The sequence below is a fragment of the Tistlia consotensis USBA 355 genome (assembly GCF_900177295.1).
Lineage (GTDB): Bacteria > Pseudomonadota > Alphaproteobacteria > Kiloniellales > DSM-21159 > Tistlia > Tistlia consotensis.
Map to the genome: position 1 here is coordinate 669,554 of NZ_FWZX01000001.1, position 21,492 is coordinate 691,045.

17 protein-coding genes are annotated in these 21,492 nt (G+C 71.9%); 7 read left to right on the top strand and 10 right to left on the bottom strand.

Annotation, left to right across the window (positions count from 1 at the left end; translation table 11 throughout):
• Positions 1-255: 255 nt before the first annotated feature.
• Positions 256-741 carry a GNAT family N-acetyltransferase gene (locus B9O00_RS03095; protein ID WP_143596127.1) on the top strand — a complete coding sequence of 162 codons (486 nt, stop codon included), beginning with the start codon at positions 256-258 and terminating at the stop codon, positions 739-741.
• Between the two features lie 30 nt (positions 742-771).
• Positions 772-2,466, top strand: coding sequence for a gamma-glutamyltransferase (ggt, locus tag B9O00_RS03100; protein ID WP_085120942.1), 1,695 nt, complete (start codon positions 772-774; stop codon positions 2,464-2,466).
• A 33-nt stretch (positions 2,467-2,499) separates the two neighbouring features.
• Here ggt and B9O00_RS03105 read toward each other — a convergent pair whose 3' ends face one another.
• Positions 2,500-4,653, bottom strand: a complete 2,154-nt coding sequence (locus tag B9O00_RS03105; protein ID WP_085120943.1) for a transglycosylase domain-containing protein — start codon at positions 4,651-4,653, stop codon at positions 2,500-2,502.
• Between the two features lie 56 nt (positions 4,654-4,709).
• On the opposite strand from B9O00_RS03105, the gene B9O00_RS03110 reads away from it, so the two are divergent.
• Positions 4,710-5,183: a GNAT family N-acetyltransferase gene (locus B9O00_RS03110; protein ID WP_159460075.1), complete on the top strand. Its 474-nt coding sequence runs from the start codon at positions 4,710-4,712 to the stop codon at positions 5,181-5,183.
• 21 nt (positions 5,184-5,204) lie between these two features.
• On the opposite strand, the gene B9O00_RS03115 is transcribed toward B9O00_RS03110, so the two are convergent.
• The 9 genes from B9O00_RS03115 to mutM form a co-directional block, all read right to left on the bottom strand.
• Positions 5,205-7,118 (bottom strand): sensor histidine kinase, encoded by a 1,914-nt coding sequence (locus B9O00_RS03115; protein ID WP_085120945.1) that lies wholly within the window; start codon positions 7,116-7,118, stop codon positions 5,205-5,207.
• Positions 7,119-7,270: 152 nt separating this feature from the next.
• Positions 7,271-9,736 carry a DNA topoisomerase (ATP-hydrolyzing) subunit B gene (gene gyrB / locus B9O00_RS03120; protein ID WP_085120946.1) on the bottom strand — a complete coding sequence of 822 codons (2,466 nt, stop codon included), beginning with the start codon at positions 9,734-9,736 and terminating at the stop codon, positions 7,271-7,273.
• A gap of 55 nt (positions 9,737-9,791) precedes the next feature.
• Positions 9,792-10,928 carry a DNA replication/repair protein RecF gene (gene recF / locus B9O00_RS03125; RefSeq protein ID WP_235017020.1) on the bottom strand — a complete coding sequence of 379 codons (1,137 nt, stop codon included), beginning with the start codon at positions 10,926-10,928 and terminating at the stop codon, positions 9,792-9,794.
• Positions 10,929-11,023: 95 nt separating this feature from the next.
• Positions 11,024-12,139: a DNA polymerase III subunit beta gene (gene dnaN / locus B9O00_RS03130; protein ID WP_085120948.1), complete on the bottom strand. Its 1,116-nt coding sequence runs from the start codon at positions 12,137-12,139 to the stop codon at positions 11,024-11,026.
• Positions 12,140-12,428: 289 nt separating this feature from the next.
• Positions 12,429-13,868, bottom strand: coding sequence for a chromosomal replication initiator protein DnaA (dnaA, locus tag B9O00_RS03135; RefSeq protein ID WP_089229554.1), 1,440 nt, complete (start codon positions 13,866-13,868; stop codon positions 12,429-12,431).
• 628 nt (positions 13,869-14,496) lie between these two features.
• On the bottom strand, positions 14,497-14,760 hold the full coding sequence (gene rpsT, locus B9O00_RS03140; protein WP_085120950.1) for a 30S ribosomal protein S20: 264 nt from the start codon (positions 14,758-14,760) through the stop codon (positions 14,497-14,499).
• Positions 14,761-14,882: 122 nt separating this feature from the next.
• Positions 14,883-15,659 carry an enoyl-CoA hydratase gene (locus tag B9O00_RS03145; RefSeq protein WP_085120951.1) on the bottom strand — a complete coding sequence of 259 codons (777 nt, stop codon included), beginning with the start codon at positions 15,657-15,659 and terminating at the stop codon, positions 14,883-14,885.
• Between the two features lie 76 nt (positions 15,660-15,735).
• The gene (locus B9O00_RS03150) at positions 15,736-16,221 is read right to left on the bottom strand and encodes a hypothetical protein (RefSeq protein ID WP_085120952.1); all 486 of its coding nucleotides are present in this window, start codon (positions 16,219-16,221) and stop codon (positions 15,736-15,738) included.
• Positions 16,222-16,237: 16 nt separating this feature from the next.
• Positions 16,238-17,080, bottom strand: coding sequence for a bifunctional DNA-formamidopyrimidine glycosylase/DNA-(apurinic or apyrimidinic site) lyase (gene mutM / locus B9O00_RS03155; protein WP_085120953.1), 843 nt, complete (start codon positions 17,078-17,080; stop codon positions 16,238-16,240).
• Positions 17,081-17,173: 93 nt separating this feature from the next.
• Between mutM and B9O00_RS03160 the strand changes: the two genes are divergently transcribed.
• From B9O00_RS03160 to dut, 4 genes are all read left to right on the top strand, one after another.
• Positions 17,174-18,004: a class I SAM-dependent methyltransferase gene (locus tag B9O00_RS03160; RefSeq protein ID WP_085120954.1), complete on the top strand. Its 831-nt coding sequence runs from the start codon at positions 17,174-17,176 to the stop codon at positions 18,002-18,004.
• 20 nt (positions 18,005-18,024) lie between these two features.
• On the top strand, positions 18,025-19,617 hold the full coding sequence (ubiB, locus tag B9O00_RS03165; protein WP_218822771.1) for a 2-polyprenylphenol 6-hydroxylase: 1,593 nt from the start codon (positions 18,025-18,027) through the stop codon (positions 19,615-19,617).
• Between the two features lie 85 nt (positions 19,618-19,702).
• Positions 19,703-20,962, top strand: coding sequence for a bifunctional phosphopantothenoylcysteine decarboxylase/phosphopantothenate--cysteine ligase CoaBC (gene coaBC / locus B9O00_RS03170; protein ID WP_085120955.1), 1,260 nt, complete (start codon positions 19,703-19,705; stop codon positions 20,960-20,962).
• Complete coding sequence (gene dut, locus B9O00_RS03175) at positions 20,959-21,486, top strand: dUTP diphosphatase (RefSeq protein ID WP_085120956.1); 528 nt, start codon at positions 20,959-20,961, stop codon at positions 21,484-21,486. The genes coaBC and dut overlap by 4 nt, the downstream gene beginning before the upstream one ends.
• The last annotated feature ends 6 nt before the right edge of the window (positions 21,487-21,492 follow it).

Sequence of the window (21,492 nt, forward strand, 5' to 3'; positions counted from 1 at the left end):
CCCACCACCGTTGGGTTGTGCTCCGGCCCCGAAGGCCGGCCACGCATTCGGCTTTCCGCACATTACCACCTGCGCCGCGTGAAATCGAGACGTCGGCTGCATGCCAGCAGCGACCGTTTGACGTAGGTCAAGGCCGGCGGCTGGCGCGACGCGGCATGCTCCAAAGGCCGTCCCTTTCCGGCGACGGGCCTGCGTAGCGGAAGAACGATAAGAAGTGCCCAAGAAACCATGACGCCCCTGACAGAAGCGATCCCCGTGACTGGAAAGACACCCGTGCGCAGCTTCACGACCCGGCCCTTGACGCGGGAGCGTGCGTTCCTGGCCTACCCGCTGGTGCGCAACGCCCTTCCGGAGACGACCCTCGAGGTCTGGACGGCCTTCGCGGAAGCCTTCGTCGGCGACGGACATTCCGATCCGCGGCGCTCGATCCTCACGGTCGAGAACGAGAGCGGCGTGATCATCGGGCTGGTCGCCTTCCACTGCCTGCCGGACATCGTGCACGGCTGGGTGCTCATGGTCAGCCACCTACTCGCCTTCGAGCTGCTCGACCGGCGCGGCGTCGCCGAGATGATCGTCCAGGCGCTGGAGGCCGAGGCCGGGCGACTCGGCTGCCGGGCGATCCACACCTGCCTGCCGGTCGTGGAGGGCGAGCAGCGCCCGGCCTGGCTGGTTGCCCTGCTCCAGAGCCACGGGCACCATGTCGAGAGCATGTCGCTCTGCAAGAGGCTGGCCCCCACCTGATCCGCCCGGGGCCCCTGCCAGGGAGTCCCGATGGCCCACCGTTTCCTGCTGCTCCTCCTGCTCGCCCTCGCGCCGCTGTGCCTCGACGCGGCACCGGCGTCCGCCCGCAGCGGCAAGCTGGCTGCCGGCATGGTGGCCGCGGCCAATCCCCGCGCCGCCGAGGCCGGCATGGCGATCCTCAGGCAGGGCGGCAGCGCGATGGACGCGGCGGTCGCGATCCAGGCGATGCTGGGCCTGGTCGAGCCACAGTCGTCGGGCATCGGCGGCGGCGCCTTCCTGCTCTACTGGGACGCCGCGGCGCAGAAGCTGCACGCCTACGACGGGCGCGAGACGGCACCGGCCGCGGACAGCCCGGACCAGTTCCTGCACGCGGACGGCACGCCGATGGACTTCTACGAGGCGGTCGTCGGCGGCCTTGCGGTCGGCGTGCCCGGCGTGCCGCGGCTGCTCGAGCTGGCCCATCGCAACCACGGCAAGCTGCCCTGGGCCGGCCTGTTCCAGCCGGCGATCGCGCTCGCCCGCGAGGGCTTCCAGGTCTCGCCGCGCCTGGCCATGGAGATCGCCGAGGACCCCTACCTGAACCGTTTCGACACGCCGAAGACCTACTTCTACCGGCCCGACGGCTCGCCCAAGCAGGCCGGCGACCGGCTGGTCAACGAGCCCTACGCCGAGACCCTGGAAGCGCTGGCCGGCGGCGGCGCCGACGCCTTCTACAAGGGCCGCATCGCCGAGGACATCGTGAAGACGGTGCGGGCCGCACCCGGCGATCCCGGACGCATGACCGCGGCGGATCTCGCCGGCTACCAGGCCAGGGAACGCGATCCTCTGTGCAGCGGCTACCGGTCCTACAAGGTCTGCGGCATGCCGCCGCCGACCTCCGGCGGCATCGCGGTGCTGCAGATGCTCGGCATCCTGGAGAACTTCCAGCTGGGCAAGGAGGCGCCGAATTCCCTGGACGCGGTCCACCTGATGGCCGAGGCCGGGCGCCTCGCCTTCGCCGACCGCAACGCCTACGTCGCCGACAGCGACTTCGTGCCGGTGCCGGTCGCGCGGCTGCTCGACAAGACCTACCTGCGCAAGCGGGCCGCCCTGGTCGAGCGCAGCCACAGCCTGGGCGTCGCCGAGCCCGGCCAGATCAAGCAGAAGGCCGCCGTCACGCGCCAGTACGAGCCGCCCTCGACGACCCATTTCGTGGTCGTCGACGCGGCCGGGAACGTCGTCTCGATGACCTCGTCGGTCGAGAACGCCTTCGGCTCGCGCCTGATGGTCGACGGCTTCATCCTGAACAACCAGCTGACCGACTTCTCCTTCGTGCCCCAGGTCGACGAGGTGGCGGTCGCCAACCGGGTCGAGCCGGGCAAGCGGCCGCGCAGCTCGATGTCGCCGACCATCGTCTTCGACGACGAGGGGCGCTTCTTCGCGGCGACCGGCTCGCCGGGCGGCAGTGCGATCATCGGCTACGTGCTGCAGGACCTGATCGCCCTGATCGACTGGCACCTGACCGCCCAGCAGGCCGTCGCCCTGCCCCACGTCGTCAACCGAAACGGCGTCACCGACCTGGAGGCCGGCACGGCGCTGAGCGGGGACGTCCAGGCGCTGACCGCACGCGGCCACGAGGTCCGGCTGCGGCCGCTGGTCAGCGGCCTGCACACGATCCGGCGGGTCGAAGGCGTCTACGACGGCGGCGCCGATCCGCGGCGCGAGGGCGTGGTGCTGGCGGAGTAGCGCCGCCGGCGGGGCCGCCCCGGCGCGCCCGGCTCAGCGGTCGTTGCCGGGCTTGGTGAGCCTCCGGCCCGCGCCGTCCGAGCGCGGCTGCGCCGTGCCGCCGCCCGAGCCGGTCAGCCGCTCGATCAGGTTCTCCAGCAGCCCCGGCCCGCCGCCGCCCTGATCGCTCGCCGGCGCTTCGCCGGCCCGCCCGGCGCCGCTCGGCACCGCCGCGGCGTAGACCAGCGGCCGCGGCGGGAGGCCCGCGGAGATGCGCGTCATGATGGCGCGCCAGAGCTGCGCCGGCAGGCTGCCGCCGGTGACACCGTCCATCGGCTTGCCGTCGTCGTTGCCGAGCCAGACCGCGACGGTCCAGTCGGCGGTGAAGCCGACGAACCAGGCGTCGCGGAAGTCCTGGCTGGTCCCGGTCTTGGCGGCGGCCGGGCGGCCGGGATCGGCGTGGCGCGCCGTGCCCCAGGCCACAGCCGACTGCATCATGTCGACCATGCTCGCCTGCACCGCCGGCGGAATCACCCGGCCGAGGCCGCCGCCGTGACGGTCGTAGATCAGCTGGCCGTCGGCGCTCTCGATGCGCGAGACGCCGTAGGGCAGCACGCCGTCGCCGCCGTTGGCCAGCACGCTGTAGGCGGTGGCCATGTCGAGCACGCTGACCTCGGAGCTGCCCAGCGCCAGGCTGAGGTTCTCGGCGAGCGGCGTCGTGATGCCCATGCGGTGGGCGACCGCCGCGACCTTGTCGACGCCGACGCTCTCGGCGAGCCGCACGGCCGGCGTGTTGAGCGAGCGCGCCAGGGCCTCGCGCAGGGTGACGGTGCCGCGGTACTTGTCGGTGAAGTTGGACGGCCGCCAGACGCCGTTCGGCGTCTTGAACTCGATCGGCGCGTCGAGCACCGGGCTGTCCGGCGTCATGCCGGACTCGAGGGCGGCGAGATAGACGAAGGGCTTGAAGGACGAGCCGGGCTGGCGCAGCGCCTGGACCGCGCGGTTGAACTGGCTGTCGCCGTAGCTGCGGCCGCCGACCATCGCCTTGACCGCGCCGTCGGGGCCCATCACCACGACCGCCGCCTGGCCGGCGCCCGCCTTCCTGGCCGCGCCGTCGAGCAGCTTCGCGGTCTCCTCCTCGGCGATGCGCTGGACGCGCGAATCGAGCGTCGTCGAGACGACGACGTCGCCCTCCAGCGGCCCGGCCTCCTCGGCGACGCGGCTCAGCGCCCAGTCGGCGAAGTAGCGGCCGCGGTCGGCGACCTGGGGCTGGCCGCGCTTGCGCTCGCGGATCGCCCGCTCGGCCTCCGCCTCGGTGATGAAGCCGGCCTCGGCCATCGAGTGCAGCACGGTCGAGGCCCGGCGATGGGCGAGATCGGGATCGTTCGCCGGGTTGTAGCGCGACGGCGCCTTCAGGAGGCCGGCGATCATCGCCGCCTCGTAGAGCCCGACCTCGCGCGCCGACTTGCCGAAATAGCGATGCGCCGCGGCGTCGACGCCGTAGGTGCCGGCGCCCAGATAGACCCGGTTGAGGTAGAGCGAGAGGATGCGGTCCTTGCTGAGCTTGGTCTCCAGCCAGATCGCCAGCATCATCTCCTGGACCTTGCGCTTGATCGTGCGGTCCGGGGTCAGGAACAGGTTCTTGGCGAGCTGCTGGGTGATGGTCGAGCCGCCCTCGCGCAGCTGGCCGGCCATCACGTCGGCGACCAGGGCGCGCAGGATGCCCCAGGGGTCGATGCCGAAGTGGCTGTAGAAGCGCCGGTCCTCCACCGCCATGACCGCCTGCGGCAGGTAGGCCGGCAGGTCGGCGACCGGGATGGTGTCGCCGTAGAGGTCTCCGAAGGCCGCGAGCGGCCGGCCGTCGGCGTCGATCAGGCGGATGCTGGGCTTGCGCGTGTAGTCGCCGAGCGCCGAGACCGAGGGCAGGTCGTAGGCGTACCAGGCCAGCAGGCCGCCCAGCGCGACCGCGCCCCAGATCGCCGCGACACCGGTCCAGAGCGCGAGGCGGCGCAGCCAGCGCCAGTCGCGCGGCCTCGCCGCCGCGCGCTTTCCGGTGCCGCCGCCCGAGCCGCCGCGCGCCGCGGCCGAGCGGCCACCGCCACTGCCGCTGCGCGCCGCCCCGCGAAGCCGCCGCTCGGCGGCGCTGGTTTCAATGTCGGCGCGCAGGGCCGGAGTGGCGGTGCCCCGAGGAGCTGTACGGCGTGCCATGCTTCGAGATGTGGTGTAGGGTGAGCCGGATTAACATAGATCTTGGAGTTGGCACCATGCCCCTGGTCATTCGGGCCGCTCGGCCCGAGGACGCCGGGACGATCGTCGGCTTCTGCCGGGCACTGTCGGCCCACGAAGGCCTCGAGCTGCCCGGACTCGACGAGGAGCGCTTCCGCAACGACGGCTTCGGCCCTGACGCCGCCTTTGCGACCCTGCTGGCGGAATTGGACGGCCGTGCGGCGGGCTACGTGCTGCACTGCCCGATTTACGACACAGGCGACGGGATGCGCGGCCGCTACATCGCCGATCTCTTCGTCGCCGAGTGGGCACGCCGCCGCGGCGTCGGCCGCGCCCTGCTGCAGGCGGCTGCGCGCAGCGCCGCCGCCGGCGACGGCCGCTACCTCGTCTGGACGGCGATGCGCGGCAACCGCGCGGCGCGCGCCTTCTACGACAGCCTCGCCGAAGGGCTGGAGGACCTGGTCGTCTATTGGACCGACGCCGCGGCCTTCGCCCGCCTGAAGGCCGGATAGGCCGGAAGGACGGGGGACGGGTCAGGCTTTCGCGGGAGGAGAGTCGGCGCCCGGCGGGAAGTACAGCGTCGCCGTCGTGCCTTCGCCGGGTCGGCTGCAGACCTCGAGGCGGCCGCCGTGCAGCTCGATCAGGCCCTGGACCAGCGGCAGGCCGAGGCCGGTGCCCTTCTGGCTGACCCCGGTGCGGGCGATCTGGCCGAAGGCCTCGAGGGCCCGGGCGATCTCCTCCCCGGTCATGCCGATGCCGTCGTCGGCGACGTCGACCCGCACGCCGCCGTCGGCGGCCGGCCGGAAGCGCAGCCAGATCTGCCCGCCGGCCGGCGTGAACTTGCAGGCGTTCGACAGCAGGTTGACCAGCATCTGCTTGGCCGCGCGGCGGTCGGCGTGCAGCTTGAGGTCCGTCGGCTCGACCAGCTGGTCGATCTCGACGCCGTTCTCGTCGGCGAGGCCGCGCACCAGGGTCCGGCAGGAGCGCGCCAGATCGGCGGCCGAGAGCCACTCGCGCTCGATCTCCATCTTGCCGGCCTCGATCTTCGACAGATCGAGGATGTCGTTGATGATCGACAGCAGGTGGGCGCCGCTCTCGTAGATGTCCTGGGCGTACTCGACGTACTTCGGCTCGTCGATCGCGCCGAACAGCTGGTCGCGCAGGATCGAGGAGAAGCCGAGCACGGCGTTGAGCGGGGTGCGCAGCTCGTGGCTCATCATTGCCAGGAAGGCCGACTTCGTGCGGCTCGCCTCCTCCGCCCTCAGGCGCGCGGCATTGGCCTCCTCGCCGGTCGTGCGCAGGCGCTCGGCCAGCTCGGCGAGCTGGCGGTTCGCCTCCTCGATGGCACGCTCCTGGCGCTTGCGGTGCGAGATGTCGATGATCGAGATGAGCAGCACCGGCTCGCCGCCGTAGACCGTCGCCGTGCCCGAGAGCAGCGCCCAGAAGGGGTGGTCCTGCGCGTCCTTGAGCTCGATCTCCGCGTCCTGCACCACGCCGTCGCGCTTGAGGCGCTCGACCAGGCGCGTGCGATCGGCCGGATCGACGTAGAAGTCGGGCGCGTGCTTGTCCGGCGCCTCCGCGAGCGGAACGCCGAACAGTTCCGAGGCGCTCGGATTGATGTAGACGACCCGGGCATCGGTCAGCCGGGTCAGCACCATGGCGACCGGCGAGGTGTCGGCCAGCGTGCGGAACAGCTCCTCGCGCTCGACCAGGCTGGCCTCCAGCCGCTTGACCTCGGTGATGTCGCTGCGTAGCGAGACGAAGCCGATCTCCGGGATGCGCAGCTCCTGGACCAGGTGCCAGCCCTCGCGGACCCGCTGCTCGAAGGGCCCCTTGTGCGGCCGGTGCAGCCGCTCGATCCGCTTGGCGAGATAGGCCTCCGGATCCTCGCGGGCGAGCGGGTCCTGCACGACCCCGGGTGCCGCCATCGAGCGCCGGACGATGTCGAGGAAGTGCGCGCCCTCCAGCTCGTCGAAGCCGGGCATGTAGGGAAAGATCCGGCGATAGGCCTGGTTGAAGTAGATCAGGCGGTCGTCGTCGTCGAACAGGATCAGCGCCTCGGGCAGCTCGTCGAGGGCCGAGCGCAGCAGCGCGTTGAGGCGGGCGGCGCGGGCCGCCTCCTCCGCCGCGGTCAGGGTGACGATCCGCAGCGGCCGGCCGTCGAGCTCGATCCGCCCGACCTGCAGCGTGCAGACCAGCAGCGACCCCTCGCCGCACTGCAGGACGCAGCTCCCGCCCGTCTCGAGCAGCCCGCCGTCGGCCGGATCGGCGAGCAGGTCGGTCGCGGGCCGGCCGGTCAGCGCGCGCCCGTCGAGCCGCAGCAGGGCCGCCGCCGCGGGATTGATCGACAGCAGCGTGCCGGCCGCATCGACCGCGATCAGCGCGGCCGCGCGCTCCGCCGCCTCCTGAGGCGCGGCGTCGTGCCTTCCCGGAACCTCGACCGCCAAGGACATCCTTCGCGCCACCCCCACAGGCTCGGTTCCCGCCGAGTCTCGCGCATTCCCGTTAAGCGAGGATTAACCATGGACGGCCTCGCCGAATCGCTGCAAGGCGCTTGTGGCGCGCAGGCACGAGAAGGCCCCGCGGGCGGGCCGGCCGTCTAGACGTCCAGGTTGGCGACCTCGAGGGCATGGGTCTGGATGAAGTCGCGCCGCGGCTCGACCAGGTCGCCCATCAGGGTGTCGAAGATGCCGTCGGCGTCCTCGGCATGGGCGATGCGTACCTTGAGCAGCGAGCGGGCGTTGGAATCCAGCGTGGTCTCCCAGAGCTGCTCGGGGTTCATCTCGCCGAGGCCCTTGTAGCGCGACAGCGAGACGCCCTTGCGGCCCCAGGCGAGCACCGTGTCGGCCAGGCTGACCGGTCCCCAGATCGCCGCCTCGCGGTCCTTGCCGTGCAGGGTCGCGGGCCGGAGGTAGGTCTCCTTCAGGTCGCGCGCCATGGCGTCGAGCTGGCGCGCCTCGCTGGACTGGATGAGGGCGGCGTCGATGCGCCGGCTCTCCGGCACGCCGCGCAGAGTGCGGGTGAAGAGCAGGCCGCCGTCGGCCGGGGCCAGGCCCTGCCAGCCCCGCTCGTGCTCCGGGGCCAGGGCGTCGAGGCGCCGGGCGATGATCTCGGCGGCCTCGGCGGCACGCGCCGGGTCGCCCAGGATCTCCCGGCTGAGCGCGCCGGCGATGGCGCTCTGCTCGACGACGTCCCAGGAGCCGACCTTGTGGACCAGCGAGTCCATCAGGTGGCGGGCGCGCAGCGCCTTGCGCACCAGGTCGGCCAGGTCCTCGCCCGCCCGCTGGTCGCCGGACCCGCCGTCCGCCCCGGCGAAGCGCAGCACCGCCTCGCGGATGGCGGAGCCGATCAGGTACTCCTCCATCTCCCGGTCGCCCTTCATGTAGGTCAGGCTGTCGCCGCGCTTGGCGCGGTAGAGCGGCGGCTGGGCGATGTAGAGGTGCCCGGCCTCGATCAGCGCGCGCATCTGCCGGAAGAAGAAGGTCAGCAGCAGCGTGCGGATGTGGCTGCCGTCGACGTCGGCGTCCGTCATGATGACGATCTTGTGGTAGCGCAGCTTCGAGAGGTCGAACTCCTCGGGGCCGATGCCGGTGCCGAGCGCCGTGATCAGGGTGCCGATCTCCTGGCTCGACAGCATCTTGTCGAAGCGCGCCCGCTCGACGTTGAGGATCTTGCCGCGCAGGGGGAGGATCGCCTGGGACTTGCGGTCGCGTCCCTGCTTGGCCGAGCCGCCGGCCGAATCGCCCTCGACGATGAACAGCTCGGACTTCGCCGGATCGCGCTCCTGGCAGTCGGCCAGCTTGCCGGGCAGCGAGGCGACGTCGAGCACGCCCTTGCGCCGGGTCAGCTCGCGCGCCTTGCGCGCCGCCTCGCGGGCGGTCGCCGCCTCGACGACCTTACCGACGATCTTGCGCGCCTCGTTCGGATTCTCCTCGAAGAACTGCTGCAGCTTGTCGTTGACGATCGACTCGACGACCGGGCGGACCTCGGAGGAGACCAGCTTGTCCTTGGTCTGGCTGGAGAACTTCGGGTCCGGCACCTTGACCGACAGCACGCAGGTCAGGCCCTCGCGCGCGTCGTCGCCGGTCAGCGCCACCTTCTCCTTCTTCAGGAGGCCCGATTCCGTCGCGTAGCCGTTGACCTGGCGGGTCAGGGCGCCGCGGAAGCCGGCGAGGTGGGTGCCGCCGTCGCGCTGCGGGATGTTGTTGGTAAAGCAGAGCATGGTCTCGTGGTAGCTGTCGGTCCACTGCATCGCGACCTCGACGGTGATGCCGTCGCGCTCGGCGACCATGTGGACCGGCGGGTCGATCAGGCTCTGCTTGCTGCGGTCCAGGTACTTCACGAAGGCGACCAGGCCGCCCTCGTAGTGCAGGTCGCAGACCAGCGGCTCGGGCTTGCGCGCGTCGGTCAGGCGGATGCGCACGCCGGAGTTCAGGAAGGCCAGCTCCCGCAGCCGGTGCTCCAGGGTCGCGAAGTCGAACTCGGTCTTCGTGAAGATCGCGGTCGAGGGCAGGAAGGTGATCTCGGTGCCCTTCCTGCCGACCGGCTCGCCGCGCACCGCGAGCGGCGCCTCGGCCTCGCCGCCGCGGAAGCGCATCCAGTGCTCCCTGCCGTTGCGCCAGATGCGCAGCTCGAGCCACTCGGAGAGCGCGTTGACCACCGAGACGCCGACGCCGTGCAGGCCGCCGGAGACCTTGTAGGAGTTCTGGTCGAACTTACCGCCGGCGTGGAGCTGGGTCATGATGACCTCGGCGGCCGACACCCCCTCCTCCTCGTGGATGTCGACCGGGATGCCGCGGCCGTTGTCGCAGACCGTCACCGAGCCGTCGCCGTTCAGCGTCACCTCGACGATGTCGCAGTAGCCGGCCAGCGCCTCGTCGATGGCGTTGTCGACGACCTCGTAGACCATGTGGTGCAGGCCCGAGCCGTCGTCGGTGTCACCGATGTACATGCCCGGGCGCTTGCGCACGGCTTCGAGGCCGCGCAGCACCTTGATCGAGCCGGCGCCGTAGGCGTCGCTCGCGGCCTGGTCGTCGGACGGAGAGGTCGGGGTCTGGTCTGTCATGGTGTCTACTCAGTCTAGCAGATATGGGGTCGGCTGACGCCAAGTGCTTGTGGAATCAGCCTTGCGTGCGGAGCAGTCCTTCCTGCACCAGGACGTGCTGCGCGGCGGCGCCGAGCGGCGCGAAGGGAGCGGTGTCCGTGCCGGTCAGCCAGGACTGTGCGCCGAGCGCCAACAGCTCCTCGAACAGGGCCTCGCGGCGCGGCTCGTCGAGGTGCGCGGCGACCTCGTCGAGCAGCAGCAGGGGCGCCGCCCCCTTCTCCAGGGCGATCAGCCGGGCGTGCGCCAGGACGATCGAGATCAGCAGCGCCTTCTGCTCGCCGGTCGAGCAGAGCGCCGCCGGCAGGCGGCGCTCCAGGTGGCTGACGCTGAAGTCGGCGCGATGCGCGCCGACGCCGGCGCCGCCGGTCTCGGCGTCGTGCTCGCGCTGGCGCTCCAGGGTCTCGCGCAGCCGGCTCTCGACCTCGACGGCCGGCGCCTCGCCGAGCCGCGTCTCGGCGTCGCCGGCGAGGCCCAGGCCCGCACGCGGGAAGGCGCCGAGGCTCTGCGCGCAGGCACCGGCCAGGCGCTCGACGGCCGCGCGGCGCGCCGCGGCGATGGCGACGCTGCGCTCGGCCAGGCTGTCCTCCAGCGCACCGACCCAGACCGGATCCCAGCTGCCGGCACGGAGCAGGCGCGAGCGCTCGCGCAGCGCCTTCTCGTAGGCGGTCAGGCGCCCGGCGTGGCGCGGATCGAAGCCGTAGACCAGGCGGTCAAGGAAGCGTCGCCGCGCGCTCGGCCCGTCGAGGAACAGGCGATCCATCTGCGGCGTCAGCCAGACCACCGAGAGCAGCTCGCCGAGCGCCTGCTGGCTGCTCGCCCGCTCGCCGTCGATGCGCACCAGGCGCTTGTCGGCGGCCTCGCCGCCCGACCTGCCCGGCACGCCGGGCTCGCTGCCGGTGCCGAGGCTGCGCGGCCCGTCCGGGGTCACGAGCTCGGCGGCGACGGCCCAGCCGACGGCGCTCGCGTCGTTGGCCGGCTCGCGGCTCTCCAGCTCGGCGAGCGGCGCGCGGCGCAGGCCGCGGCCCGGCGTCAGCAGGGAGATTGCCTCGAGCAGGTTGGTCTTGCCGGCGCCGTTCGGGCCGGTCAGCACGACCGGGCGGGCGTCGGTCGCCAGCTCCGCCTGCCGCAGGTTGCGGAAGCGGGTCAGCGCCACCCGCCGAAGCCACAGAGGGGCGGTCTGGCGGCTGGTCAAAGCGGTCGCGGTCGCTCCCAAGGGCGGTCGCCGGGGGGCCGGGGCGCGTCCGCGCCCTAGACCCGCATCGGCATCAGCACGTAGAGCGCGCTGGAGTCGGTGACGTCGCGCACCAGGGTCGGCGAGGAGGCGTCGGCCATGGCGAACTCGGCGCCGTCGCCCTCGATCTGGCCGGCGATGTCGAGCAGGTAGCGCGAGTTGAAGCCGATCTCGATGGTCGGGCCGCTGTAGTTGATCGCGACGTCCTCTTCGGCGCTGCCGTTCTCCGGGCTGGTCGCCGACAGGGTCACGGCGCCCTCGGCGACGCTCATCTTGACCGCCCGGCTCTTCTCGCTGGAGATCGTCGAGACGCGGTCGACCGCCTCGGCGAAGGACTTGCAGTCGACCTCCATGATCTTGTCGTTGCCGGTCGGAATGACCCGCTCGTAGTCCGGGAAGGTGCCGTCGATCAGCTTCGAGGTCAGCAGCGTCGCGCCGAAGGCGAAGCGGATCCGCGTCTCCGACAGCGACACGGTCAGCGAGCCGTCGACCTCGTCGATCAGCTTGCGCAGCTCGTTGACCGTCTTGCGCGGCACGATGACGCCCGGCATGTCCTCGGCGCCCGACGGCAGCGGCATCTCGAAGCGGGCCAGCCGGTGGCCATCGGTCGCGACCGCGCGCAGCACGGGCACCTCGCCGCTCTTCGCGGCGTGCAGGTAGATGCCGTTGAGGTAGTAGCGGGTCTCTTCGGTCGAGATCGCGAAGCGCGTGCGGTCGATCAGGTGCTTGGCCTCGCGCGCCTGCAGCTCGAAGGAGTGCGGCAGGTCGGTCGTGCCGGCGGTCGGAAAGTCCTCGCGCGGCAGGGTGGCGAGGTTGAAGTTGGAGCGCCCGGCCCGCAGCGTCAGCTGGCCGTCGCCGCCGGTCGAGAGCTCGACCTCGGCGCCGTCCGGCAGCTTGCGGATGATGTCGTAGAGCGTGTGCGCCGGCGCCGTGGTCGCCCCGGGCGTCGCGACCGCGGCGTCGGTCTGCTCGACGATCGTCAGGTCCATGTCGGTCGCGGTCAGGCCGAGCCGTCCGTCCTGTGCCTCGATCAGCACGTTCGACAGGATCGGGATGGTGTTGCGCCGTTCGACGACACTCTGGACGTGGGCCAGCGACCGCAGGAGGGCCGCGCGTTCGATCGTCAGCTTCATCGTTCGGGAAACTCTTCGGTCTGGCTGGAAGGCGCCTCGGTGAACTCGGATCCCCATCGGAAAAGGCGATGCGGACTGGCTCCCGGCTTCGCAAGCGCACACCGACGACTCGGCGGCACCGGAATTCGGGGGCGCACTATAGCATAGCGGCTTTGAAGGGTAAGGATTTTCGCGCCTTTTCGGGCCGTCGCCCATGGCCGCGGCGACCCGCCGGCCGCCCGCTCACGAGGGCCCGGCCGGCGCCGCCCCCGAGCGGCCGCAACATCGCCGGGGGCGAGGCGCCGCCGCGTCAGGCCTCGAGCATGCGGCGCAGCAGCTCGACGTCCTCGGCGAAGCTGGAATCGCTGGTCTTCAGCTCCTCGACCTTGCGCACCGCGTGCATCACCGTGGTGTGGTCGCGGCCGCCGAACTTGCGGCCGATCTCCGGCAGCGAGCGGCTGGTCAGCTGCTTGGCCAGGTACATCGCGACCTGGCGCGGCCGGGCGACCGCCCGGGCGCGGCGCGCCGAGGTCATGTCGGCGAGGCGCATGTTGAAGTGCTCGGCGACCCGCTTCTGGATCTCCTCGATGGTGACCCGGCGGTCCGAGGCGCGCAGCAGGTCGTGCAGCACCTCCTGGGTGGTCTCCAGGGTGACCGGCCGGCCGACCAGCGTGGCGTGGGCGACGATGCGGTTGAGCGCGCCCTCCAGCTCGCGGACGTTCGAGGTGATCTTGTGGGCCAGGAACTCGATGACCTTGAGCGGCACGGTGACGCCGACCTGCTCGGCCTTGGCCTGCAGGATGCCGAGGCGCAGCTCGTAGGTCGTCGGGTGGATGTCGGCGACCAGGCCCCAGCCGAAGCGCGAGCGCATCCGCTCGTCGACACCCTCCAGGTCCGAGGGGCTCTTGTCCGCCGAGATCACGACCTGCCGGTTGTGGTCGACCAGGGCGTTGAAGGTGTGGAAGAACTCCTCCTGGGTCGCCTCGCGGCCGGAGATGAACTGCACGTCGTCGATCATCAGGACGTCGACCGTGCGGAACTGCTCCTTGAAGGCCATGGTGTCCTTGGTGCGCAGGGCACGCACGAACTGGTACATGAACTTCTCGGCCGACAGGTAGATGACCCGCTTCCTGGGCTTGTGCAGACGCAGGTGCCAGGCGATGGCATGCATCAGATGGGTCTTGCCGAGGCCGACCGAGCCGTAGAGGAACAGGGGATTGAAGGGCGCGGTCTCGGCCTCGGCGACGCGCCGGGCGGCAGCGTAGGCCAGCTCGTTCGGCTTGCCGACCACGAAGTTGTCGAAGGTGAAGCGCGGATCGAGCGGCGCCGAGATCTCCAGGGCCCGGGCGTCGAGCGCCGCCTCTCCGGCATCCTGCGCGCGCGCCGCCTGGATCGCGGCCGCGGACGCCGTGCCGGCCGGCGGCGCGACGCCGGCCTCGGAATCGCCCTGGGCGCCGGCGGCGGCCGGACGCGCCGCCGTGGACGGCCCGGCGCTCGGCGGCAGCACGACGACCTCGACGCCGCGGACCTCGGGCGCCTCCTCGCTCCAGAGATGGCGCAGCCGCTCGGCGTAGTTGCCGATCACCCAGTCGCGCATGAAGCGGGACGGCACGCCCAGGCGAATCGAGGCGTCGCGAACACCCATCAGCACCAGCGGCTTGAGCCAGCTCTTGAAAGCCGCCTCGCCGACCTCGGCGCGCAGCCGGCTCCTGACCCGGACCCACCGCTCGGCGAGTGCACCTCCCTGCACGTCCTCGCCGGCCAACGTCCGCACGCTCGCGTCTGGTGTCGCGTCCACAGTCTGCCCTCGTCCCTGGATGTTCCCGGCGGCACCGCCTCTCGCCAGATGCGGTCTCCGCCTCTCTTCGCTATCGACGAAGACGCCCGAACCTCCCGGACCGGAACGCTGACGTCCCGATCGAAGCCGGCGCCTACCCTTGCGGGCCCCCTGCCGTCCGTCGTCCTGACGAACAGTCGGGGCCGCTCTCGGGCCGCCGAGTCAGCGCGAGACCGTGCAATGAGTCAAGTGTCCACCCCCTTGGTCGCAGAAAGTTTTGCTTTTTTCTTTAAGAAGGACGCATTTAATCTTTAAGTGTAACATTCAATAGTTGCGTCCGAAGATGGCTAACAAGGTGATTTAATGTACCCGACAGGCCGATGGCCGGCAACTGGACCAAAAACCGAACGAAATATTACGGTTCTCGCCGCACCTCAAAGCCCTCGGCTAAGGGCCCGCGGAATCGGACGATTCCCCCGTCAGCCTCTTGTGAAAACTTTTCCCGGGCAAGCTGCCTGCACAAAAAGCAAGCAGCGCCGTTCAAGGAACGGCGCTGCCAGAAACTCTACCGTTGCGCGCCCTCGGCAAGAGGGCGGGCGGCTCAGGCCATGGCCTTGATGCGCGAGGACAGCCGCGACAGCTTGCGCGCCGCGGTGTTGCGGTGCACGACGCCCTTGCTCACGCCGCGATGCAGCTCGGGCTGGGCGACCTTGAAGGCGTCCTGCGCGGTTGTCTTGTCGCCGCCGGCGATCGCCAGCTCGACCTTCTTGAGGAAGGTGCGGATGCGCGAGCGGCGCATCCCGTTGATGTCGGCGCGCCGGGTGTTGCGACGAATGCGCTTCTCGGCGGACTTATGGTTCGCCATCTTGTCCTAGTCCATCGGTCCATTCAGCAGGAGGCGCGCCTTATAGCGATGCGCCCCTGCCCCGTCAAGCGTCGCGCGGGGCCCGGAGCGATCGGCCGGGCCCCGGCGCGGCGCGCGCCCGTTCAGCGGTGCTTGAAGTTCGGCTTGCGCTTCTCGGCGAAGGCCTCCATGCCCTCCTTGCGGTCCTCCAGGGCGAAGGTGCCGTGGAAGGTGCGCCGCTCGAACAGCACGCCCTCGGCCAGGGTCGTCTCGTAGGCCCGGTTGACCGCCTCCTTGCAGGTCCGCAGCACCGGCAGGGAGTAGGAGGCGATCGTCTCGGCGACCTTCATGACCTCGTCGAGGAAGCCCTCGGCCGGCAGCACCTTGGCGACCAGGCCGGCGCGCAGGGCGGTCTCGGCGTCGATCATGTCGCCGCTCAGGCAGAGGTACATGGCCAGCGACTTGCCGACCGAGCGGGTCAGGCGCTGAGTGCCGCCGGCGCCCGGGATCGTGCCCAGCTTGATCTCCGGCTGGCCGAACCGCGCGGTCTCGGCCGCCAGGATCATGTCGCACATCATGGCGACCTCGCAGCCGCCGCCGAGCGCGAAGCCGGCGACCGCCGCGATGGTCGGCTTGCGGCAGTGCGCCACGACCTCCCAGTCGCCGGTGATGAAGTCCTCGTCGAGCACGTCGGCGTAGGACTTCTCCTTCATCTCCTTGATGTCGGCGCCGGCGGCGAAGGCCTTCTCCGAGCCGGTCAGCACGATGCAGCGGATCGCCTCGTCGGCCTCCAGCTCGGCCAGCGCCTGGCCGAGCTCGTCGATCAAGGGCGTGCACAGCGCGTTCAGCGCCTTCGGCCGGTTCAGGGTGACGACGCCCACGGCGCCCTTGCGCTCGACCAGAATATCCTCGAATGCCATCCGGCTTCCTCTCCCTCGGTTTCGCGGGCGGCCGCCCGCCGCGATCGCGGCGCCGGTCGCTCCGTCCTTCCAGCAATCAGTCGATGGGCGACAGCGAGATGCGCAGCGTCGTGACGCCCTTGGCCTCGCTCACCTCGATCTCCAGCCGCTCGCCGTCGCGCTCGTAGCGGTGCTCGGAGACCTTCTGCCAGCCGAACTGCGGCAGGGTCTCGCCGTAGAAGGCGCGGACCTTGTCGGCCGGCACCTTGCCCTCGGCGTAGACCTCGCCGATGCGCCCGGCCGGCTTGTCGAAGGCGACGTTGGCCTCCTCCATCTCCTGCAGCCCGGCCATCAGCGGCAGGTCGTCGAGCTCCTCGAAGAAGCGCGGCTGGTCGGCCTTGGCCGCGGCGCTCCCGGCACCCTGGCCGGCACCCTGGCCGGCCCCCTGGGTCGCGGTGGCCGTCTGCGCCGGCGCCGGACCGAGACCGAGCGTCGAGAGGGCGAGCGCCGCGGACAGGACGACCGCGCCGCGCCGCAGGCGATGGCCCGGACCTGGCGAGTGGCGGGGCGGCTGGCTCGACATGACTGGCAGAGATAGCTTAGCGCTGGCGGCGGGGACAGTAGAAAGTCGAGCGGTTCGACTGCACCAGCCGCCGGATCCCGCCGCTCCGCGCAGGCTCGCAGTCGCAGCCCGGACAGGCCTCGCCCTCGCGGCCGTAGACCGCCCAGGCGTGCTGGAAATAGCCGAGCTCGCCCGAGGTCTGGACGTAGTCGCGCAGCGAGCTGCCGCCGGCGGCGATCGCCCGCGTCAGGACGTCGCGCACCGCCGCGGCCAGGCGCTCGGCCCGCCCGCCCTGCACCGTCGCGGCGAGACGCCTGGGCGACAGGCCGGCGTGGAACAGCGCCTCGGAGACGTAGATGTTGCCGAGCCCGGCGACGACCCGCTGGTCGAGCAGCGCCGCCTTGATCGGGCTCATCCGGCCGGCCAGGGCGGCGGCCAGGGCCGGGCCGTTGAAGGCGTTGGACAGCGGCTCGGGCCCGAGCGGCGCCAGCATCGGGTGCTGGGCCAGCCCCTCGGTCGGCCAGAGGTCCATGAAGCCGAAGCGCCGGGCGTCGTTGAAGCGGACCTGCCGGCCCTCCTCGGTCTCGAGCACGACGTGGTCGTGCTTCTCGAGCGGCAGCGACGGGTCGTCGACCAGCAGCATGCGGCCCGACATGCCGAGATGGCAGATCAGCGTCTCGCCGCCCTCGAGCTGGGCCAGGATGAACTTGGCGCGGCGGTCGATCCGGGTCAGGCGCTGGCCGGTCAGGCGCTCGACGAAGCGCGGCGGCAGGGGAAAGCGCAGGTCCGGGCGGCGCTGCTCGACGCGGCGCAGGCGCCGTCCTTCCAGCACCGGCCTCAGGCCGCGGCACACGGTTTCGACTTCGGGCAGCTCGGGCATCGGAAGGTCCGTCGGGCAGCTCGGCCGGCAGCGGGCGCGCCGGCCGAGCGGCACGCTAGCCGAAGCAGGGGGCAAGCGCTATCGTCCCGCGCCATGACGAAGGCAAAGGCAGAGCAGCGGCCGCGGCGCGGCGGAACCGGCACGGCGGGGCCCTCCGACGGAAAGGCCGAGAGGGAGGCCGGCGCCGAGCGCGTCGCCTTCGGCGAGCGCGAGGTCGACGCCCGCGACAAGCCGGGACTGGTGCGCGACGTGTTCCGCTCGGTGGCCGGCCGCTACGACCTGATGAACGACCTGATGTCGCTCGGCATCCACCGGCTGTGGAAGGACGCCATGCTCGACCGGCTGCGCCCGCGCGCCGGCGAGGCCTTCCTGGACGTCGCCGGCGGAACCGGGGACATCGCCTTCCGGATCCTGGACCGCACCGGCGGCGCGGCGAGTGTGACCGTGCTCGACCTGACCGAGGACATGCTGCAGGTCGGCCGCGACCGCGCCGTCGACTCCGGGCGCCTCGGCGGCCTCGACTGGGTCTGCGGCGATGCCGAGGCGCTGCCGCTGCCGGACGGCACCTTCGATGCCTACACCATCGCCTTCGGGCTCAGGAACGTGACCCACATCGACCGGGCGCTGGCCGAGGCCCGGCGCGTGCTCAAGCCGGGCGGCCGCTTCCTCTGCCTGGAGTTCAGCCGGGTCGTGCTGCCGGTCCTCGACCGCGCCTACGACCTCTGGTCGGACAACGTGCTGCCGCGGCTGGGCGGCGTCGTGGCGCGCGACCGCGAATCCTACGTCTATCTGGTGGAATCGATCCGCCGCTTCCCGCCCCAGGACGAGCTGGTCGAGCGGATCCGCGCCGCCGGCCTGGAGCAGGTCCGCTATGCCAACCTGTCGGGCGGCATCGCGGCCCTGCATTCCGCCTGGCGCATCTGAACAACAGAGCGAACGGTCCCGTGACCCTGCCGCAGATCTGGCGCAGCGCCGCCCTGCCGTTCCGGCTTCTCGGGATCGCCCGGGTGCTGGCGCGCCACGACGCCCTGGCGGCGGTCGAGGACCTGCAGGTCTTCCCGACCCTGGTCGCCTTCCTGCGCCGGCTCGGCCCGCACGGCGTGCCGGGCCGGCCCGGCGAGAAGCTGGCCCGGGCGCTGGTCGCGCTCGGCCCCTCCTTCATCAAGCTCGGGCAGTTCCTGGCGACCCGCGCCGACCTGATCGGCGAGGCCATGGCCGCCGACCTGGCGCAGCTCCACGACCGCCTGCCGCCCTTCCCGACCGAGGCGGCCCGCCGCGCGATCGAGCGCGAGCTCGGCCGGCCGCTCGACGCCGTCTTCCTGGCCTTCGACCCGAAGCCGGTGTCGGCCGCCTCGATCGCCCAGGTGCATTTCGCGCTGACCCGCCCGGCGGGCGACGAGGACCTGGCGGACGGCCAGGCCGAGCCGCGCGCCGTCGCGGTCAAGGTGCTGCGCCCCGGCATCGAGCGCGCCTTCGAGCGCGACCTCAACCTGTTCTACTGGCTGGCCCGCCTGGCCGAGCGCGCCCAGCCGCGCCTGCGCCGCCTCAAGCCGGTCGAGCTGGTCGACCTCTTCGCCGAGACCGTGCGCTGCGAGATGGACCTCAGGCTCGAGGCGGCGGCCGCCTCGGAGCTGGCCAGCAACTTCGCCGGCGACGACAGCTACGTCGTGCCGGAGGTCGACTGGGAGCGCACCGGCCGGCGCGTGCTGACCATGAGCCGCGTCTCCGGCATCCCGCTGGACGACCGCGCCGCCCTGCTCGCCGCCGGCCAGGACATCCCGCGCATCCTGGAGGTCGCGGCGACGATCTTCTTCAACCAGGTGTTCCGCGACGGCTTCTTCCACGGCGACCAGCACCCCGGCAACATGATGGTCACCGAGAGCGGGGCGATCGCCGCCGTCGACTTCGGCATCATGGGGCGGCTCGACCGCACGACCCGCTACTTCCTCGCCGACATGCTGCTGGCGACCCTGGCGCGCGACTACCGCCGGCTCGCCCAGGTCCACGTCGACGCCGGCTTCCTGCCCCCCGGCCAGTCCGAGGAGCTGTTCGCCCAGGCCCTGCGCTCGGTCTGCGAGCCGATCTTCGGCCGGCCGCTGCAGCGCATCTCCTTCGCCCGGCTGCTCGGCCAGCTGCTGAGCCTGACCGAATCCTTCTCGATGCCGGTGCAGCCGCAGCTCGTGCTGCTGCAGAAGAACATGCTGATGGCCGAGGGGGTCAGCCGGCAGCTCGACCCGAGCCTCAACATCTGGCTGCTCGCCGAGCCGCTGATCGCCGAATGGGTGCGGGTCAACCGCGGGCCCGAGGCGCGCGTGCGCGAAGGCGCCGAGACCCTGGTCCAGGGCCTGCAGCGCCTGCCCGACCTGCTGCGCCAGCTCGAGACCGCGGCCCGCCAGGTCGCCGACGAGGGGATCAAGCTGCACCCCGAGGTGCTGGCGGCGCTCGACCGCCGGCGCAGCACGGCGCGCCTGGCGCTCGCCGCCTGCGCGCTGGCCGGCGCCGCCCTGGCCCTGGCCGCCGTAGCGCTGGTCCGATAGCGGAGCGGCTTGCCGCCGGGCCCGCTTGGGACTATTTACCAGTTAATAGAGTGAAATAACGCCCGACCACACGCGAGACGACCGCTTGACGGACACCCGAGCCACGCAGACGCCGTCCCCTCTGGCCGGCAAGCGCATCCTGCTGATCGTCGCCGGCGGCATCGCCGCGTACAAGTGCCTGGAGCTGATCCGGCGCCTGCGCGAGCGCGGTGCCGCGGTGCGCTGCATCCTGACCCGTGCCGGCGCGCAGTTCGTCACGCCCCTGTCGCTCTCGGCGCTGACCGAGGACAAGGTCTACGGCGAACTGTTCTCGCTGACCGACGAGTCCGAGATGGGCCACATCCAGCTCAGCCGCGACGCCGACCTGCTGGTCGTGGCGCCGGCCACCGCCGACATCCTGGCGCGCATGGCCCACGGCCTCTGCGACGATCTGGCGACCACCGCGCTGCTGGCCACCGACAAGCCGGTGCTGGCGGCGCCGGCGATGAACGTGCGCATGTGGCAGCACCCGGCGACGCGCGACAACCTCGCCCTGCTGCAGGCGCGCGGCGTCGCGACCGTCGGGCCCAACGAGGGCGCCATGGCCTGCAACGAGTACGGCTTCGGCCGGATGGCCGAGCCGGCCGAGATCCTCGCCGCCGTCGAGGCCTGCTTCGCGGCGGCCGCAGACCGCCCGCTGGCCGGGCGGCGCGCACTGGTCACCAGCGGCCCGACCCGCGAGCCGATCGATCCGGTCCGCTATCTCTCGAACCACTCCTCGGGCAAGCAGGGCCACGCGATCGCCGCCGCGCTGGCCGCGCTCGGTGCGGAGACGACCCTGGTGACCGGGCCGGTCGCCCTGGCCGATCCGCCCGGCCCGCGCGTCGTCCGGGTCGAGTCGGCCGAGGAGATGCTGGCCGCCTGCCGGGCCGCGCTGCCGGTCGAGGTCGCGGTCTGCGCCGCCGCCGTCGCCGACTGGCGCGTCGCCGGCGTCGCCGGCCAGAAGCTGAAGAAGGACGGCGGCGGGCCGCCGCGCCTCGAGCTGGCCGAGAACCCCGACATCCTGGCGACGCTGTCGAAGCCCGGCCCGCAGCGCCCGCGGCTGGTCGTCGGCTTCGCCGCCGAGACCGAGCGGCTCGTCGAGCAGGCGATCGCCAAGCGGGCGCGCAAGGGCTGCGACTGGATCCTGGCCAACGACGTCTCGGCGCCCACCGGCACCTTCGGCGGCGACAGCAACCGGATCCATCTGATCGGCGGCAGCGACGACCCGCAGGCCGTCGAGAGCTGGCCGGTGCTGTCCAAGACCGAGGTCGCCCGGCGCCTCGCCCGCCGCATCGCCGAATCCCTGGGAGACAAAGCGACATGACCGACGGCCCCTCGTCCGTGACCCATCGGGGGCCCGTCGGCTCGGTCGAGGTCGCGATCCAGCGGCTGCCGCACGGCGAGGGCCTGGCCCTGCCGGCCTACGCCACCGAGCTCTCGGCCGGGCTCGACCTGCCGGCCGCGGTCGAGGCACCGCTGACCCTCGAGCCCGGCGCCTGGGCGGCGGTGCCGACCGGCTTCGCGATCGCCCTGCCGCCCGGCACCGAGGCCCAGGTCAGGCCGCGCTCGGGACTGGCGTTGCGTCACGCCATCACCCTGCTCAACAGCCCGGGCACGATCGACGCGGACTACCGCGGCGAGATCAAGGTGATCTTGATCAATCACGGACGCGATCCCTTCGTGCTACGGCGTGGCGAGCGGATCGCCCAGCTCGTCGTCGCGCCCTACCTGCAGGCCGCGTGGCGGCCGGCCGATCGGCTGGAGGAAACAGCGCGCGGCACCGGCGGCTTCGGCTCGACCGGCGTCGGCGCCACAAGCACCGGCCATTCGCCCGACGGAAGCGGCTGAGTCGGG